Origin of the sequence: Ancylobacter sp. VNQ12 (assembly GCF_049445835.1) — a bacterium.
Taxonomy (GTDB): Bacteria; Pseudomonadota; Alphaproteobacteria; order Rhizobiales; family Xanthobacteraceae; genus Ancylobacter.
The window spans coordinates 24,910-41,003 of sequence record NZ_JBMSDU010000006.1 but is presented as its reverse complement, the minus strand read 5'-3'; the positions used below and the strand labels follow the sequence as shown (position 1 = coordinate 41,003).

Genomic DNA, 16,094 nt, shown 5'->3' with positions numbered 1-16,094 from the left:
CACACAACATTGAAAAAGGCCCGGAAGCGATTCCGGGCCTTTCGTTTTTCGGATGCGGCGAGGCAAACTATTCAGCCGGCTCGAACACCAGCGTCGCCCCGAGTGCGGCTTTCGGACCGACCACGATGATGCCCTCGATCTCTTCCGCCGCCATGCGCGAGGAGGAAAGGCGCTTCCGGGTACGCGCAATGTCGGAGACGGCGAAGCGCTGGGCGACGAGCCGCAGCCCACTCTCCGCCGGGGCGGGAACACCGAAGCGCTCGGTGAACAGCTGACGGCTCATGAGATCGACATCGCCGCGCGGCGTCCTGGCGATGTACCAGCCGTCCACCGCACGGCGAAAGTCGGCCTCGACAAAGGTCCTCAGAAACTCCAAATGCGCCTCGGGTTCCTCGGCGGAGAGCACAACGCCCCTGACGCCGAGCGTTCCGTTCATGTGACGCTGCAGGTCCGGGGCCCAGAAATTCTCCGGCCGGCGCTGCAGGCAGGTGAAGAAGCCGGCATGCGGCGAAGCGGGATCCCGGGCGAACGCCAGGGTGAAGGCGACCTCGACCTCCTGGCCGTCGGGCCGCTTGCCGTAACGGGAGAAGTCAAACAGCTCGAATCCGCCGAATCCAGCCGCATCGAACTCGGCCTTGTCGATCGTCGGGTCGTCATGGCCTTCGAGCACCAGCATCGAGAGCCCCTGCCCGACCTCGCCGAGGAAATCCCGATTGAAGGCACCGAACGAGAACGTGCCCTCGCCATGCGGGGGAATGGCCTCGGCGTCTGCGATCTCCAGCAGTTCCACGAAAAAGCCGGGCGTCTGCACGAGCCGATTATGCGTGCCCCAGGGATGCCGGTTTCGCGCACCGACGGTGAAGCCGAGCATGTCGTAGAGCTCTCCCGCCGCTTCGAGATCCCGGACGACATGGACGACGTGATCAAGACCGCGAGCCAAGGGCTTCATCCTTCATCTGAACGGCGCCCGGCGATGAGAGCACGGGCCGGACGGGGGAATCCAGCGCCGATTGCCACCTTGCCGCGATCTGTGGATAGACTGCATACAAACAGTCGCCGTCCCGAACGGTCGGCAGGACCAATCCGGGACCGCTCTCGATGCGGCGATGAGGCGGGAAGAGGTGGAAGTCGAGTTGGCGGCGAGCACGACGCCCGCCGCCGAGACCTCAGAACAGACGGCTCTGCACCGCGGCCGCGCCGATGAAGGACGCAAACAGCGGGTGCGGCTCGAAGGGCCGCGATTTCAGCTCCGGATGGAACTGCACGCCGATGAACCACGGGTGGTCCGGATATTCGATGATCTCCGGCAGCAGGCCGTCCGGCGACATGCCGGAGAAGCGCATGCCGCATGCCTCCAGCCGCTCGCGATAGGCGAGATTCACTTCGTAGCGGTGCCGGTGGCGCTCGGAAATCGCGGCGTTGCCGTAGATGTCGGCCACCCGGCTGCCGTCGGCGAGCTCGGCCGGATAGGCGCCGAGCCGCATGGTGCCGCCGAGGTCGCCGCCGATGCCGCGCCGCTCCAGCTCGTTGCCGCGCAGCCATTCGGTCAGCAGGCCGACCACCGGCTCGTCGGTGGGGCCGAACTCGGTGGAGTTGGCGTGGTCAACGCCGGCGAGATTACGTGTCGCCTCGATCACCGCCATCTGCATGCCGAAGCAGATGCCGAAATAGGGCACGCGCCGCTCGCGGGCGAACTGTGCCGCGCGAATCTTGCCCTCGGCGCCGCGCTGGCCGAAGCCACCGGGCACGAGGATGCCATGCACATGCTCGAGGAACGGGGCAGGATCCTCGCGCTCGAAGATCTCGCTCTCGATCCAGTCGAGATTGACCCGCACATTATTGGCAAGGCCGCCATGGCTCAGCGCTTCGATGAGCGACTTGTAGGCGTCCTTCATCCCCGTGTACTTGCCGACGATGGCGATCGTCACCGCGCCTTCGGGGTTGCGGATGCCCGCCTCGACCTTCTTCCAGCGAGAGAGATCGGGCTCGGGCGCCGGCTCGATGCCGAAGGCCGCGAGCACTTCCGTGTCGAGCCCCGCCTCGTGATAGGCGGACGGCACGGCATAGATGCTGTCGGCGTCGCGCGCCTCGATCACCGCGCTCTCGCGGACATTGCAGAACAGGCCGAGCTTGCGGCGTTCCTCGCGCGGAATCTCGCGGTCGGTACGGCAGAGCAGGATGTCCGGCGCGATGCCGATCGAGCGCAGCTCCTTCACCGAATGCTGGGTCGGCTTGGTCTTGAGCTCGCCGGCGGAAGGAATGAACGGCAGCAGCGTGAGGTGCACATAGATGCAGTGCTTGCGCGGCAGTTCGTTGCCGATCTGGCGGATCGCCTCGAGGAACGGCATCGCCTCGATGTCGCCCACCGTGCCGCCGATCTCCACCAGCACGAAATCGTAGCCCTCGTTACCGGTGAGGACGAATTCCTTGATGGCGTTGGTGACGTGCGGAATCACCTGGATAGTCGCACCGAGATAGTCGCCGCGCCGTTCGCGGGCGAGGATATCCTGGTAGATGCGGCCGGTGGTGATGTTGTCCTGGCGCGAGGCCGGACGTCCGGTGAAACGCTCGTAGTGGCCGAGGTCGAGGTCGGTTTCGGCACCGTCATCGGTGACGAAGACTTCGCCGTGCTGATACGGGCTCATGGTGCCCGGATCGACGTTGAGATAGGGGTCGAGCTTGCGCAGCCGGGTCTTGTACCCACGAGCCTGCAGCAATGCACCGAGAGAGGCGGAAGCGAGGCCCTTGCCGAGCGAGGACACGACGCCGCCGGTGATGAAAATGTAGCGCGCCATGGAATTCGGTTTCTAGCTGCAAAAACGCGATTCGGCGAGCGCCCGTTTGATCGGACGGACTCTCGCCTGTGGGTAAATGGAACGAAGCCCCGTTTCCAACCGGAATCGGGGGCTCGCGCGGATCACTGCGACTGCGGAACCTGCGGCGCCGCGGGGGCGGCAGGCGGCGCGGGCTGGGCACCCTGGAGCTGGTCGAGCACCGTGCCGCCCGGAGCGGGCGCGCCCGGCGCCGACGCCGGCGCTGAGAAGATGGTCGTGGGACCACGACCCCAGCCGGCCAGAATGGTCAGGCTAAGGCTGGTGAGGAAGAACAGCCCCGCCAGAACCGCGGTGGCGCGGGTGAGCATGTTGGCGGTGCCGCGGGCGCTGAAGAAGCCGCCGCCGCCTCCACCGCCGCCGCCGATGCCGAGCCCACCGCCCTCGGAGCGCTGAATCAGCACCACGCCGATAAGGGCGAGCACCACCATGAGATGGATGACGATGATTACGGTCTGCATCTGACGCCTTCAAACTCGTGCAGCGGCGGGCCAGCGATGCCCCGCCGCGTTGGTTGGCGCGTTCCTACACGATTGCCGCCAGCGTTTCCAGCCGGCGCGTTCGAGGAACGGTCCTTGTGGGCTCGGGCCTATAGATAGGCACGCGCGATGGGAAGAAAAGTGTCCGCCTTCAGGCTCGCCCCGCCGACCAGCGCGCCGTCGACGTCGGCGACGGAGAGAATCTCCGCCGCGTTCTCCGGCTTGACCGATCCGCCATAGAGCAGGCGAACGCCCTTGGCCGCCGCGCCGAACCGCGCGACCAGCATCTTGCGCATTTCGCCATGCATCTCGGCAATGTCGTAGATGGTCGGCGTGAGACCGGTGCCGATGGCCCAGATCGGCTCATAGGCGATGACCATATTGGCCGCCGTTATTCCCTCCGGCAGCGAACCGGCCAGCTGGTGGCGGACCACATTGAGCGCCCTGCCCGCATGGCGTTCGGCATTGCTCTCGCCGACGCAGACGATCGCCGTCAGCCCCGCGCGCCACGCCGCCTCGACCTTCGAGCGCACCAGCGCATCGGTCTCGCCATGGTCGCTGCGGCGTTCGGAATGACCGAGGATCACAGCCGTCGCGCCGGTATCGGCGATCATCTCGGCCGAAACCTCGCCGGTGTGGGCGCCGGCCCCGTTGGAATGGCAATCCTGCGCGCCGACGGCGACGCGGGATCCCAGCGCAACGACGGCGAAAGTCGACAGCAACGTCGCAGGTGGCGCGACGAGAAGGTCCACCTTGGCCCTCAACGCCGCATCATATGCCGCCGTGATGCGGCCGAACTCAGCAACGGAGGCCTTCAGGCCGTTCATCTTCCAGTTGCCGGCTACCAGCGGTCGACGTCCCGACATTCGTCCCTCGCCCCTTCACCTCAAGAACCTCAAAAACACCTCATAGCAGGATGCCGTCGCGTTAACAGGCGTCAAAATGAAGGGCAAATGAACGCATGTGCGACATTGCGGCCTCGGATAGGCATCCCTATTATGCGCCCCTTTCGCGCGCCGGGCCTTTCGCCCGCATGACGCCCAACGAGAACACTGATGCTTGAGACGCTGCGCAAGAGCGCTTCCGGAATTGTCGCCAAAATCCTCATGGGCCTTCTGATCCTCTCCTTCGGGATCTGGGGCATCGCCGACGTGTTCCGCGGCTTCGGCAGCCAGACCCTGGCGACGATCGGATCGTCCGAGATCACGGTCCCCGAGTTCCAGCGGCTCTATCAGGAGCGCCTTCAGCAGATCAGCCAGCAGCTCAAGCGCGGCATCACCCCGGACCAGGCCCGTGCCTTCGGCCTTCCCGATCAGGTGCTCAGCGAGCGCCTGGCGGAAGCGGCGCTCGACGACCAGGCGAACAGCCTCGGCATCGCCCTGTCGGATGCGGAGATCGCCAAGCGCGTCCAGCAGAACCCGGCCTTCTTCGGGCCTTCGGGCAGCTTCGACCCGAACTACTTCGCCCAGCTCCTGCGCCAGAACGGCTATACGGAAGCCCGCTTCGTCGACGCCGAGCGCCGTCTGGCCCAGCGCCAGCAGCTCATCCAGTCGCTCGGCGGCGGACTCACCGTCCCCACCGTGCTGAAAGAGGCCGTCGCCCGCTTCGAGAATGAGGAGCGCTCGCTCAACTACGCGCTCATCACCTCCGCCTCGGTGACGCCGCCGGCCGACCCCAGCGACGACGAACTGCGCGCCTTCTTCGATGCGCGCAAGGTCGCATTCCGCGCGCCGGAATATCGCAAGGCCGACATTCTGGCGCTGACGCCGCAGGCCATCGCCGCCTCCGAGCAGGTCACCGACGCCGAGGTAAAAGCCGCCTACGACGCCAACCTGTCGAGCTACGGCACACCCGAGCGCCGGGTCGTGCAGCAGATCGTGTTCCCCAATGCCGAAGAAGCCAAGGTAGCCGCCGACCGCGTCGCCGCCGGCACGGCCTTCGCCGACCTCGTCGCCGAGCGCAAGCTGGACGCCAAGGACGTCGACCTCGGCAACGTGACCCGCGCCGATATCTTTGACAAGGCAGTGGCGGAGGCGGCCTTCGCGCTGCCGGAGAACGGCACCAGCGCCGTCGTCGCCGGCCGCTTCGGCCCGGTCATCGTCCATGTCGGCGCCATCACTGCCGGCACCGTCCAGCCGCTCGACGCCGTTGCCGGCCAGATCCGCCAGCAGCTCCAGCTCGATGCGGCCCGGCGGGAACTGCTGCAGAAGTACGACCAGGTGCAGGACGAGCAGGCCAGCGGCGCCAAGCTCTCCGAGATCGCCAGCAAGCTAGGCCTGACAGTGCTGAGCCTCGATACAGACGTCCTCGGCAAGGCGCCCGACGGCGCGTCGATTCCGGAAATTCCCGGCCGCTCGGACGTATTGCGCGGCATCTTCGCGAGCGATGTCGGCGCGGAAAACGACCCTGTCCAGCTGCCGCAGAATGGCGGCTATGTCTGGTACGAGGTGCAGAGCATCACCCAGCCGCGCGACCGCACCTTCGAGGAGGCGCGCGCCCAGGTGCTCGACCGCTGGAAGCAGGACAAGATCGCCGAGGAGCTCGATAAGCGCGTCGAGGACATCAAGGCCAAGGTCGCGGGCGGCGAGGGCTTCGACAAGGCAGTGACCGATGCCGGCCTCGAACTGCGCGCGGCCAACGGCCTGAAGCGCGGCCGCGCCGCCGATGGTGTCCCGCAGGAGATCCTCGACGCGGTGTTCGAGACGCCGAAGGGCGGCGTCGGCAGCGCTCTGGCCGAAGGCGGCGACAGCCGCATCCTGTTCAACGTCCTCAACGTCACCGTGCCGACGGCCACGGCGGAAAACGAGCGCGTGCTCGCCAATCTGCGCCAGGGCATGGAGAACGACCTGATGACCGAATACCTCGTCCAGCTGCAGAGCCAGCTCGGCACCCGCGTCAACCGGACCGCCCTCGACCAGATCGTCGGCACCGACGCGGTGAACTGACGAGACAGCATCATGAGCTTGACGCCTGACATCACCGGCTTCGCCGGCGCCTATGAGCGCGGCGAAGCCCAGGTGGTCACGACCACGCTGATCGCCGACCTGGAAACGCCCGTCTCGGCCTTCCTCAAGATCGCCGGCGAGCGGCCCAACGCCTTCCTGCTCGAATCGGTCGAGGGTGGCGCCACGCGCGGGCGTTACTCGATGATCGGCATAGAGCCGGACGTGATCTGGCGCTGCCGGGGCAACGAGGCGGAGATCAACCGGCAGGCCGCCGTCGATCCGGCGCGCTTCGAGCCCTGCCCCGACAAGCCGCTCGCCTCGCTGCGCAAGCTGGTGGCCGAGTCGCGCATCCATCTGCCGGAGGGCGCCCCGCCCATGGCGGCGGGCGTGTTCGGTTATCTCGGCTACGACATGGTACGGCAGATGGAGCGCCTGCCGGAAGCCAAGCCCGACATTCTCGGCGTGCCGGACGCGATCTTCATCCGCCCGACCGTCATGGTGGTGTTCGACGCCGTGCGCGACGAGCTCACTGTCGTCACCCCGGTGCGACCGCAGGCCGGCATCTCCGCCGCCGCCGCCTATGAGACGGCACGCGAGCGGCTGGACAAGGTCGTCGCCGCGCTCGACAGCGCGCTGCCGAACCTGCCGACGGAGGATGCCTTCCACCAGGCGGTGGCGCCGACCTCGAACACCTCGCCCGAGGTCTACCGGGCCATGGTGGAGCGGGCGAAGGAGTACATCCGCGCCGGCGACATCTTCCAGGTCGTGCTGTCGCAGCGCTTCGACGCGCCGTTCACGCTGCCGCCCTTCTCGCTCTACCGCGCGCTGCGGCGGATCAATCCGGCACCGTTCCTGGTCTATTTCAACTTCGACGGCTTCTCGCTGGTGTGCTCCAGCCCGGAAATCCTGGTCCGGCTGCGTGACGACACCGTCACCATCCGCCCGATCGCCGGCACAAGGCGTCGCGGCGCCACGCCGCACGAGGACAAGGCGCTGGAGGACGAGCTCCTCGCCGACCCGAAGGAGCGCGCCGAGCATCTGATGTTGCTCGATCTCGGCCGCAACGATGTCGGCCGCGTCGCCAGGATCGGTTCGGTGCACGTCACCGACTCGTTCTTCGTCGAGCGCTACAGCCAGGTGATGCACATAGTGTCGAACGTCGAAGGCGACCTCGACCCGAAGCATGACGCGCTGGACGCCCTGGCTGCCGGCTTCCCCGCTGGAACGGTCTCGGGTGCGCCAAAGGTGCGGGCGATGGAGATCATCGACGAGCTGGAGCGCGACAAGCGCGGCATCTATGCCGGCGCTATCGGCTATTTCGGCGCCGACGGCGAAATGGATACCTGCATCGTGCTGCGCACTGCCGTGGTAAAGGATGGGCGCATGCATGTGCAGGCGGGAGCCGGCATCGTCTACGACTCGGTGCCGGAGAGCGAGATGCAGGAATGCGTCAACAAGGCCAAGGCACTGTTCCGCGCCGGCGAGGAAGCGGTGCGCTTCGCGGCCAAGGCCGGCAGGGGGCAGTGATGGGCGTGAGCGGACATGTGCGGCGATGGCGGGGCTGGCGATAGGCGATGTCGCGGGCCGGAGCGGCTTGACCCAGCGCCGGCAATCCCCCTAGAGCTTTTTTGAGCCGGTATGAGGCCGGCGGAAAGACGCACGATGATCCTGCTCATCGACAATTACGACAGCTTCACCTGGAACCTCGTCCACTATATCGGCGGACTCGGCGCCGAGGTCGACGTGCGCCGCAACGATGCCCTCACGGTCGACGAGGCAATGGCGCTGAAGCCCGAAGCCATCGTCATCTCGCCCGGCCCGGCGACCCCGAATGAGGCTGGCATCAGTTGCGACCTCATCGCCCGTGCAGCGCAGGACGGCGTGCCCGTGTTCGGCGTCTGCCTGGGCCATCAGGCCATCGGCCAGGTGTTCGGCGGCGAGGTGATCCGCGCCCCGCTGCCGATCCACGGAAAATTGTCCGAGGTGCAGCACAAGGGCGCTTCCGTGTTTCGCGGCATCAACGGACCGTTCAAGGCGACGCGTTACCATTCACTGGTGGTGAAGCGCGAGACGCTGCCGCCCGAACTCGACATCACCGCCGAGACCGATGACGGGCTGATCATGGGCCTGTCACATCGCGATCTGCCGGTGCACGGGGTGCAGTTCCATCCAGAGAGCATCGCCTCCGAGCACGGGCGCACGATACTGAAGAATTTCCTCGATCTGGCGCGCGCCTGGAATGCGGGTCCGCGCCGGTCGCGAGCAGCCTGAGGCGAGCCGGGGCACATGCAGAATCTGAAGTCCATCATCGGCAAGATCGCCACCGGCACCACGCTCACCCGCGCGGAGGCGGCTTTCGCCTTCGATATCATGATGTCGGGCGAGGCCACGCCTTCGCAGATCGGTGCCATCCTCATGGGGTTGAGGGTGCGCGGCGAGGATGTCGAGGAGATCGCCGGCGCGGTCTCCACCATGCGCGCCAAGATGTTGCGCGTCGAAGCCCCCGCCGAGGCGGTCGACGTGGTCGGCACCGGCGGCGACGCCTCCGGCTCCTACAACATCTCGACCTGCGCCTCCTTCATCGTCGCCGGCGCGGGCGTGCCGGTGGCAAAGCATGGCAACCGGGCGCTCTCTTCCAAGTCCGGCGCCGCCGACGTGCTGACCGCGCTGGGCGTCAAGATCGACCTCACCCCGGCACAGATCGCCCACTGCATCAGCGAGGCCGGAATCGGCTTCATGTTTGCCCCGTCGCATCATCCGGCGATGAAGCATGTCGGGCCGACTCGGGTGGAGATGGGTACGCGCACGATCTTCAATCTCATCGGCCCGCTGTCGAACCCGGCCGGGGTGAAGCGGCAGATGGTCGGCGTGTTCGCCCGCACCTGGGTCGAGCCGATCGCCGAAGTGCTGCGCACGCTGGGCTCGACGCATGCCTGGGTGGTGCACGGTTCGGACGGGCTGGACGAGATCACCACCACCGGCCCGACCCATGTCGCCGAGCTGAAGAACGGCACGATCCGCAGCTTTGAGATCACGCCGGAGGAATTCGGCATTGCGCGCGCCAGCGCCGAGGATCTGAAGGGTGGCGATGGTGTAGAGAATGCCGGCGCGCTCCGCGCCGTGCTCGCCGGCCAGCCGAGCCCCTATGCCGACGTGTCGCTCCTGAACGCCGCTGCAGCGCTTATCGTGGCTGGCAAGGCCGACGCACTGCCCGAGGCGCTGGAGATCGCCCGCCTCAGCCTCAAGGGCGGACATGCGGAAGCTGCGCTCGACCGGCTGGTGGCCGTCTCCGCGACCGTCGCGGAGTGAGGAGGGACGCCATGGCCGACATTCTCGAAAAGATCGGCGCCTATAAGCGCGAGGAAATCGCGAGCGCCAAGGCTGTGCGCCCTCTGGCCGAGGTGCGCGCGAACGCCGAGGCGCAGGCGCCGACCCGCGGCTTCCTGAAGGCTATCGAGGCGAAGATCGCGAATGGGCACACCGCGCTGATTGCCGAGATCAAGAAGGCCAGCCCTTCCAAGGGGCTGATCCGGCCGGATTTCGATCCGCCGGCCCTCGCCCGCGCCTATGAGGTCGGTGGCGCGGCCTGCCTCTCTGTGCTCACCGACACGCCCTCCTTCCAGGGGGCGCCGGAGTTCCTCACGAGCGCCCGCGCCGCCTGTTCGCTGCCGGCGCTGCGCAAGGATTTCATGCACGACACCTACCAGGTGTTCGAGGCGCGAGCCTGGGGAGCGGACTGCATTCTCGTCATCATGGCCTCAGCCGACGACGCGCTGGCGCTCGACCTGGTCGAGACTGCGCACGGCCTCGGCATGGATGCGCTGGTCGAGGTGCATGACGATCTGGAGCTCGACCGCGCGCTAAAACTGCCGGCGCGGCTCATTGGCATCAACAACCGCAACCTGCGCACTTTCGACGTTACGCTGGAAACCTCCGAGCGGCTCGCCCCGCGCATTCCGGTGGACCGCATCATCGTTGGTGAGAGCGGCATCTTCACGCCCGACGACGTGGCTCGCCTCGCACAGGCGAATATCCGTACCATTCTCGTCGGCGAAAGCCTGATGCGGCAGGACGACGTGGCGGCGGCGACGCGCGCGCTGCTCGCCCCCGCGGCGAACTGACCATGGCGGACGAGCCGCACCTCACCCATCTCGACGCCACCGGCGCGGCCAACATGGTCGACGTCGCCGACAAGGCCGTCACCGACCGCGTCGCCGTCGCAGAGGGCGCGGTGCGCATGCAGGCTGCGACGCTCGATCTCATTCTTTCCGGCAACGCCAAGAAGGGCGACGTGATCGGCACGGCTCGGCTCGCCGGCATCATGGCGGCCAAGCGCACGCATGAGCTGATTCCGCTCTGCCACGCGCTACTGCTGTCCAAGGTGGCGGTGGAGATCGAGCCCGACAGCGCCCTGCCCGGCCTCATCGTCCGCGCCACGGTGCGCACCAGCGGCCAGACCGGCGTGGAAATGGAAGCGCTTACCGCCGTCTCCGTCGCCTGCCTCACCGTCTACGACATGGCGAAGGCGGTCGATCGCGGCATGCGCATCGAGGCGGTGCGGCTGCTGGAGAAGTCCGGCGGCCGTTCCGGCCACTGGCAAGGCGAGTAGCGGAGGCCGATCATGGCGCTGATGCCGGTCGAGGAGGCGCTGGCCCGTCTGCTCTCCTCCGCCACGCCGCTGGGTCCCGAGCGCGTGACGCTGTGGGATGCGGCCGGGCGCGTGCTGGCCGAGCCGGTCGTTGCCCGCCGCACCACGCCCGGCGCCGACGTCTCCGCCATGGATGGCTATGCGCTGCGCGCCACTGACGCGGCGCAGGTGCCCGCCACGCTGCGGCTGATCGGAGAATCCGCTGCCGGCCGTCCCTATCCCGGCCGCGTCGAGCCCGGCACGACGGTGCGTATCTTCACCGGCGCCGTCCTTCCGGAGGGCGCGGATGCTGTCGTCATCCAGGAAGACACGCAGCGCGACAGCGACCATGTCACCATGACCGAAGCCGCCACCGCTGGCCGCCACATCCGCAAAGCCGGCGGCGACTTCGCCAGCGGCGAGGTTGTGCTGCCGGCCGGCCACAGGCTGCTGCCGCGCGACCTCGCGCTTGCCGCCTCCGCCGACATTGCCGAACTCACTGTTACCCGCCGTCCTCGCGTCGCCCTGCTCTCGACCGGCGACGAGCTGGTGCGGCCCGGCGCCGGCGCGGCGGCGCATCAGGTGATTCTCTCCAATGTCTATTCGGTCGGCGGCCTCGCCCGCGCTGCCGGCGCCGAGGTGGTCGATCTCGGCATCCTGCCCGACGCCATGGACGCGACGCAGCAGGGCGTGAGCGCGGCGCTGGCGGGCGGCTTCGACGTCATCGTTACCACCGGCGGCGCGTCGGTCGGCGACCACGATCTCGTCGCCCCGGCCCTCACCGCCCAGGGCGTGGCGCTCGCCGTGCACAGGATCGCTCTGAGGCCGGGCAAGCCACTGATGTTCGGCCGCTCGGAAGGCGGCACGGGACCGACTCATGTTCTCGGCCTGCCCGGTAACCCCGTATCGGCGCATGTGTGCGCGCTGGTTTATCTCGTGCCGCTGATCAAGGCCCTGCAAGGGCTCGACATTCCTCCCCGCGTGCCGCTGCGCCCGGCCATCCTCGGCGCCGACGTGAAGGCGAACGAGATGCGCATGGACTTCCAGCGCGCCGAGACCGTCGGGTACGAGGGCGGGCTCCCCGTCGTGCGCCCCCTGCCGGTACAGGACAGTTCCATGCTCTCCGTTCTCGCCCGCGCCGATGTGCTGCTGGTGCGCCAGCCTCATGCGCCGGCGGCCGTCGCAGGCGAGCCTTGCGAGATTCTCCCGCTGGAGGATTGACCGGCGGCGCCGGTCCCTGTGTGCTGGCAGCGGGTTCAGGGGGAACGCGAGCCGATGGACATCAATCTTCCCGACGTGCTGGCCGAGGTGGAAGCCGCCTTCGCCCGCTACGAGCAGGCGCTGGTCGGCAACGACGTCGCCGGGCTCGATGCGCTGTTCTGGGATCATCCGACGACGCTGCGCTATGGCGGAGGCGAGAACCTCTACGGCATCGAGGCGATCCGCGCCTTCCGCGCCGCCCGCTCGCCGGCCGGCCTCGCACGCAGCCTCGACGGCACGCAGATCACCACTTATGGCCGCGACTTCGCCGTCGCCTCCACCCTGTTCCGCCGCGCCACGACGCCCGGCAAGGTCGGGCGGCAGATGCAGACATGGATGCGCACGCCGCAGGGCTGGAAAGTCGTCGCCGCCCATGTGAGCCTGATCGACGAGCCCACCGGTTGAAAAACAGCGCAGCGGTGTCCCGCTCACCCGTGATAAACACGGGCCAGCGCGGTATTTTCACTGCCGCGACTCGCTCCTTCCGGTAGTTCCGTCCATGTCAGTGCTGCCCATCCGGCCCTCCGACAGCCGTCCCTCCGGGACCGGCCGCCGCGTGACGCGGGCCGAGGAGCTCCGCCTGCAACTGGCGGACGAGATCACCCGTGGCAAGTTGCCGCCCGGAACGACGCTGGACGAAACTCTGCTCGCCGCCCGCTTCGGCGTGTCGCGCACGCCGGTGCGCGAAGCGATCCGTGAGCTCGCCGCCTCCGGCCTGGTCGACAGCCGCCCGCATCGCGGCGCTATCGTCGCCCGCCCGAGCGTCGAGCGGCTACAGAACATGTTCGACGTCATGGCCGAGCTGGAAGCGCTCTGCGCCGGTCTCTCCGCGCTGCAGATGACACCGACCGAGCGCCGGCGGCTTGAGGAACTCCACGCCGCCATGGGCGAGCTGATGCGCCTCGGCGACTTCGCCGCCTATCGCGAGGCCAACGAGCAGTTTCACGCCTCGATCTATGCCGGCAGCCACAACGACTATCTGATCGAGCTGACCGTCGGGACGCGACGGCGGCTGTCGCCGTTCCGGCGCGCGCAGTTCCGCGCCCTGGGTCGTCTGGCCCTCTCGCATATCGAGCATGAGCGGGTCGTGACGGCCATACTGCGCGGCGACCGCGACGGCGCCGCGCAGAGCATGCGCAGCCACATCGCCATCGTGCACGATGCTTATGAGCAATACGCCCAGACGATATAAATCAATATCTTATTCAACATAATTAAATCGAAATATCAACCAGCCGCGACGGCATTGCCCGCCCGGCGCGCGGCCTCGTCCGCAAGGAAATTGCGCCATCCGCCGAAGACCGTGATGTCGCGTGCGGTCTCGACAGCCGCCGCCTCCATGAGGAAGCCCTTCACGTCAGTGCCGTCCTCGAGGATCACCGTGCCGACGCCGAGGGGGGCTGGAATGCCGGCGACGAGGCGGCCGAACGCGGCCGCCGGCAGCGCCCATATCTCGCAGTCGATCGGCGCGCCCGAGCCCGGACGGCCACGCAGCAGGCCGGGACGGCGAACCCGCCCCTCCGGCAGAAGATAGAGTCGATAGTCCGCGCTCGTGCGCGTACGACGCACGAAGACCCCTCCGGCTTCGACCAGATCGCCGTTCAGCGGCAGGCCGGAGAGATGGGCGCCGAACAGGGCCACCTCGCAGAAGCCCGGCGCCGGCCTCTGGGCGAGGCCATGCGGGGCCGGCTGCGGCGCGCCCGTCGCCCCGAGCGTCAGCCCCGTAGCGGCATGGAAGGCGGCGCCGAGCGAGGCCAGATGCGCGTCGCGGCCCGCCGGGGCCAGCAGCGTGACGCCCGCCGGCGCCCCGTCCGTGCGGATTTCTGACGGCACCGCGATCCCGCACATGTCGAGCAGGTTCACGAAATTCGTATACAGTCCGAGATTGCTGTTGAAGCGCACCGGCTCCTGCAGCATCTCCTCGACCGTGTAGACGGTCGGCATGGTCGGCACCATCAACGCGTCGAAACCCGCCAGCACCTCGCGCGCCAGCGCGCGCAGCTCAGCCAGCCGATACTGGCCGCGAAAGGCGTCGACTGCGGTGAGGCCCCGCCCCTGCTCGATGATGGCGCGAACCACCGGATGGAACGCTTCCGGGCGCGCCTCGAGGAAGGCCCCCACCGCCGCGAACCGTTCGGCCACCCACGGCCCTTCATAGAGCAGCCGCGCCGTCTCGAAGAACGGCTCCATGTCGATCTCGGTGACGGTAGCGCCGAGCGCTTCCGTGCGCACGATCGCGGCGCGGAAGGCAGCCTCCGCCAGCCGGTCACCGAAGCTGGTGCGATCCTGCGCGCGCGGCACGGCGATGCGCGGCCGCGTGGGAAACCCGCCGAGACTGCCGACCGGCAGGGCACGCGAGAACGGGTCCGCCTCGTCCGGCGCTGCCATCAGCCGGGTGGCGAGGAACGCATCCTCCACCGTCAGCGCGAAGACCGACACGCAGTCGAGCGAGCGGCAGGCCGGCACCACGCCGCCAGCCGAGACCAGCCCGACGCTCGGCTTGAGACCTACAATGTTATTGAGCCCGGCCGGCACGCGGCCGGAACCTGCCGTATCCGTACCGAGTGCCAGCGGCACCAGGCCCGCCGCCACTGCAACCGCCGAGCCGGAACTCGAACCGCCGGGCACGAGATCGCCCCGCACGGCATTGCGCGGCGTGCCATAGGGCGAGCGCGTGCCGTTGAGGCCAGTGGCGAACTGGTCGAGATTGGTCTTGCCGATGACGATGGCGCCGGCCCGGCGCAGACGGGAGACGCTCGCCGCGTCGCGTGTGGCGAGATAGGCGTAGTCCGGGCAGCCGCAGGTCGTCGGCAGCCCGGCGACGTCGATATTGTCCTTCACCGCGAAAGGCACGCCATAGAGCGGCAGATGTGCCGGATCGGCCCCCTCGAGCGCCTTCAGCGCCGCCGCCAGATACTCGCGTGTCGCAAGGCTGGTGAAGATTGCCGGATCGCCGTGACGCTCGATCAGCGAAAAGCAGCGCGCGAGCGTCTCTGCGGGGCGAACGCGGCCGGAGCGATGAGCGGCAATGAGTTCAGCAACGGTTCCGATCAAGGGCCTTACCTTCCGTGGAGCATATTCGAACTATGCATACCACTTAGGCAGATTGGAAGTCATTGCATACATCGTTCATTGATTGCGTTCAGTGGCGATCGCGTTAGGTCGCCCTTTACCCATTGTGGAACACAAAAAGAACGGATAGTGTTTGTTCGTGATTTGTTTCCTTTTCCGCCTGAGGACGGATCGAGATCGATGCTCACCCGCAAACAGCATGAGCTGCTGCTCTTCATCGACGAACGCCTCAAGCGCGACGGTGTTCCGCCGTCGTTCGAGGAGATGAAGGACGCTCTGGACCTGAGGTCGAAGTCCGGCATTCATCGCCTGATTACAGCGCTGGAGGAACGCGGATTCATTCGCCGCCTGCCCAACCGAGCGCGGGCCCTGGAGGTGCTTCGCCTGCCGGAGGACGCGCAGCCGGCGCGGGCCCGCGGCTTCTCGCCCAGCGTTATCGAGGGCACGCCGGCACGCCTCGCCCGCCCGCCGGTCGAGGACGATTCGCGGCGCGCGGTTCCGATCCCGCTGGTCGGCCGCATCGCCGCCGGATCGCCCATCGCCGCGATCCAGTCGCGCGACAACACGATCAGCATGCCGCCGGAGATGCTGTCGGGCGGCGAGCATTTCGCGCTCGAAGTACGCGGCGATTCGATGATCGAGGCTGGCATCTTCGACGGCGACCTTGCCCTGATCCGCAAGGGCGACACCGCCAACAATGGCGAGATCGTCGTCGCCCTGATCGACGACGAGGAAGCCACGCTGAAGCGCCTGCGCCGCAAGGGTGCCTCCATCGCGCTCGAGGCGGCCAATCCGGCCTATGAGACCCGCATCTTCGGCCCCGACCGCGTGCGCATCCAGGGTAGACTGGTCGGGCTGTTCCGGCGCTACTGACGCACCG

At 67.7% G+C, this 16,094-nt stretch carries 15 protein-coding genes; 10 read left to right on the top strand and 5 right to left on the bottom strand.

All coding sequences use genetic code 11. The features are described from left to right. Window positions 1–67 precede the first annotated feature (67 nt). The 4 genes from ACO2RV_RS10565 to tpiA all read right to left on the bottom strand — a co-directional run bounded on the left by ACO2RV_RS10565 (window position 68) and on the right by tpiA (window position 4,176). The gene (locus ACO2RV_RS10565; RefSeq protein WP_423292629.1) at window positions 68–940 is read right to left on the bottom strand and encodes a VOC family protein; all 873 of its coding nucleotides are present in this window, start codon (window positions 938–940) and stop codon (window positions 68–70) included. Between the two features lie 226 nt (window positions 941–1,166). Next, window positions 1,167–2,795 carry a CTP synthase gene (locus ACO2RV_RS10560; RefSeq protein ID WP_423292627.1) on the bottom strand — a complete coding sequence of 543 codons (1,629 nt, stop codon included), beginning with the start codon at window positions 2,793–2,795 and terminating at the stop codon, window positions 1,167–1,169. Window positions 2,796–2,917: 122 nt separating this feature from the next. Beyond that, on the bottom strand, window positions 2,918–3,292 hold the full coding sequence (gene secG, locus ACO2RV_RS10555) for a preprotein translocase subunit SecG (RefSeq protein ID WP_423292625.1): 375 nt from the start codon (window positions 3,290–3,292) through the stop codon (window positions 2,918–2,920). Window positions 3,293–3,420: 128 nt separating this feature from the next. Continuing rightward, window positions 3,421–4,176 (bottom strand): triose-phosphate isomerase, encoded by a 756-nt coding sequence (gene tpiA / locus ACO2RV_RS10550; protein ID WP_423292623.1) that lies wholly within the window; start codon window positions 4,174–4,176, stop codon window positions 3,421–3,423. Window positions 4,177–4,365: 189 nt separating this feature from the next. Here tpiA and ACO2RV_RS10545 point away from each other — a divergent pair, with 189 nt between their 5' ends. From ACO2RV_RS10545 to ACO2RV_RS10505, 9 genes are all read left to right on the top strand, one after another. Beyond that, complete coding sequence (locus ACO2RV_RS10545; protein WP_423292621.1) at window positions 4,366–6,255, top strand: SurA N-terminal domain-containing protein; 1,890 nt, start codon at window positions 4,366–4,368, stop codon at window positions 6,253–6,255. A gap of 12 nt (window positions 6,256–6,267) precedes the next feature. After that, the gene (trpE, locus tag ACO2RV_RS10540; RefSeq protein WP_423292619.1) at window positions 6,268–7,782 is read left to right on the top strand and encodes an anthranilate synthase component I; all 1,515 of its coding nucleotides are present in this window, start codon (window positions 6,268–6,270) and stop codon (window positions 7,780–7,782) included. Window positions 7,783–7,917: 135 nt separating this feature from the next. Continuing rightward, on the top strand, window positions 7,918–8,526 hold the full coding sequence (locus tag ACO2RV_RS10535) for an anthranilate synthase component II (RefSeq protein WP_423292617.1): 609 nt from the start codon (window positions 7,918–7,920) through the stop codon (window positions 8,524–8,526). 15 nt (window positions 8,527–8,541) lie between these two features. Continuing rightward, window positions 8,542–9,564 (top strand): anthranilate phosphoribosyltransferase, encoded by a 1,023-nt coding sequence (trpD, locus tag ACO2RV_RS10530; protein ID WP_423292615.1) that lies wholly within the window; start codon window positions 8,542–8,544, stop codon window positions 9,562–9,564. 11 nt (window positions 9,565–9,575) lie between these two features. Further along, entirely contained in the window at window positions 9,576–10,376 is an 801-nt protein-coding gene (trpC, locus tag ACO2RV_RS10525) for an indole-3-glycerol phosphate synthase TrpC (RefSeq protein WP_423292613.1), read from the top strand. A 2-nt stretch (window positions 10,377–10,378) separates the two neighbouring features. Next, window positions 10,379–10,864 (top strand): cyclic pyranopterin monophosphate synthase MoaC, encoded by a 486-nt coding sequence (moaC, locus tag ACO2RV_RS10520; RefSeq protein ID WP_423292611.1) that lies wholly within the window; start codon window positions 10,379–10,381, stop codon window positions 10,862–10,864. Between the two features lie 12 nt (window positions 10,865–10,876). Further along, window positions 10,877–12,103 carry a gephyrin-like molybdotransferase Glp gene (gene glp / locus ACO2RV_RS10515; RefSeq protein ID WP_423292609.1) on the top strand — a complete coding sequence of 409 codons (1,227 nt, stop codon included), beginning with the start codon at window positions 10,877–10,879 and terminating at the stop codon, window positions 12,101–12,103. A gap of 54 nt (window positions 12,104–12,157) precedes the next feature. Beyond that, entirely contained in the window at window positions 12,158–12,547 is a 390-nt protein-coding gene (hpxZ, locus tag ACO2RV_RS10510; RefSeq protein ID WP_423292607.1) for an oxalurate catabolism protein HpxZ, read from the top strand. Between the two features lie 94 nt (window positions 12,548–12,641). Continuing rightward, window positions 12,642–13,334 (top strand): GntR family transcriptional regulator, encoded by a 693-nt coding sequence (locus ACO2RV_RS10505; protein WP_423292605.1) that lies wholly within the window; start codon window positions 12,642–12,644, stop codon window positions 13,332–13,334. 35 nt (window positions 13,335–13,369) lie between these two features. Here the strand turns inward: ACO2RV_RS10505 and atzF are convergent, their stop codons facing one another. Beyond that, window positions 13,370–15,196: an allophanate hydrolase gene (gene atzF, locus ACO2RV_RS10500; protein WP_423292603.1), complete on the bottom strand. Its 1,827-nt coding sequence runs from the start codon at window positions 15,194–15,196 to the stop codon at window positions 13,370–13,372. Window positions 15,197–15,394: 198 nt separating this feature from the next. Between atzF and lexA the strand changes: the two genes are divergently transcribed. Further along, window positions 15,395–16,087: a transcriptional repressor LexA gene (lexA, locus tag ACO2RV_RS10495; protein ID WP_423292601.1), complete on the top strand. Its 693-nt coding sequence runs from the start codon at window positions 15,395–15,397 to the stop codon at window positions 16,085–16,087. Window positions 16,088–16,094: the final 7 nt, after the last annotated feature.

What these genes read in the sequence shown, in the direction of transcription:
- secG (WP_423292625.1), bottom strand. Translation starts at nt 3,292, where the DNA reads ATGCAGACCGTAATCATCGTCATCCATCTCATGGTGGTGCTCGCCCTT.
- ACO2RV_RS10545 (WP_423292621.1), top strand. Translation starts at nt 4,366, where the DNA reads ATGCTTGAGACGCTGCGCAAGAGCGCTTCCGGAATTGTCGCCAAAATC.
- trpE (WP_423292619.1), top strand. Translation starts at nt 6,268, where the DNA reads ATGAGCTTGACGCCTGACATCACCGGCTTCGCCGGCGCCTATGAGCGC.
- glp (WP_423292609.1), top strand. Translation starts at nt 10,877, where the DNA reads ATGGCGCTGATGCCGGTCGAGGAGGCGCTGGCCCGTCTGCTCTCCTCC.
- ACO2RV_RS10560 (WP_423292627.1), bottom strand. Translation starts at nt 2,795, where the DNA reads ATGGCGCGCTACATTTTCATCACCGGCGGCGTCGTGTCCTCGCTCGGC.
- ACO2RV_RS10535 (WP_423292617.1), top strand. Translation starts at nt 7,918, where the DNA reads ATGATCCTGCTCATCGACAATTACGACAGCTTCACCTGGAACCTCGTC.
- lexA (WP_423292601.1), top strand. Translation starts at nt 15,395, where the DNA reads ATGCTCACCCGCAAACAGCATGAGCTGCTGCTCTTCATCGACGAACGC.
- trpD (WP_423292615.1), top strand. Translation starts at nt 8,542, where the DNA reads ATGCAGAATCTGAAGTCCATCATCGGCAAGATCGCCACCGGCACCACG.
- hpxZ (WP_423292607.1), top strand. Translation starts at nt 12,158, where the DNA reads ATGGACATCAATCTTCCCGACGTGCTGGCCGAGGTGGAAGCCGCCTTC.
- moaC (WP_423292611.1), top strand. Translation starts at nt 10,379, where the DNA reads ATGGCGGACGAGCCGCACCTCACCCATCTCGACGCCACCGGCGCGGCC.
- trpC (WP_423292613.1), top strand. Translation starts at nt 9,576, where the DNA reads ATGGCCGACATTCTCGAAAAGATCGGCGCCTATAAGCGCGAGGAAATC.
- ACO2RV_RS10505 (WP_423292605.1), top strand. Translation starts at nt 12,642, where the DNA reads ATGTCAGTGCTGCCCATCCGGCCCTCCGACAGCCGTCCCTCCGGGACC.
- tpiA (WP_423292623.1), bottom strand. Translation starts at nt 4,176, where the DNA reads ATGTCGGGACGTCGACCGCTGGTAGCCGGCAACTGGAAGATGAACGGC.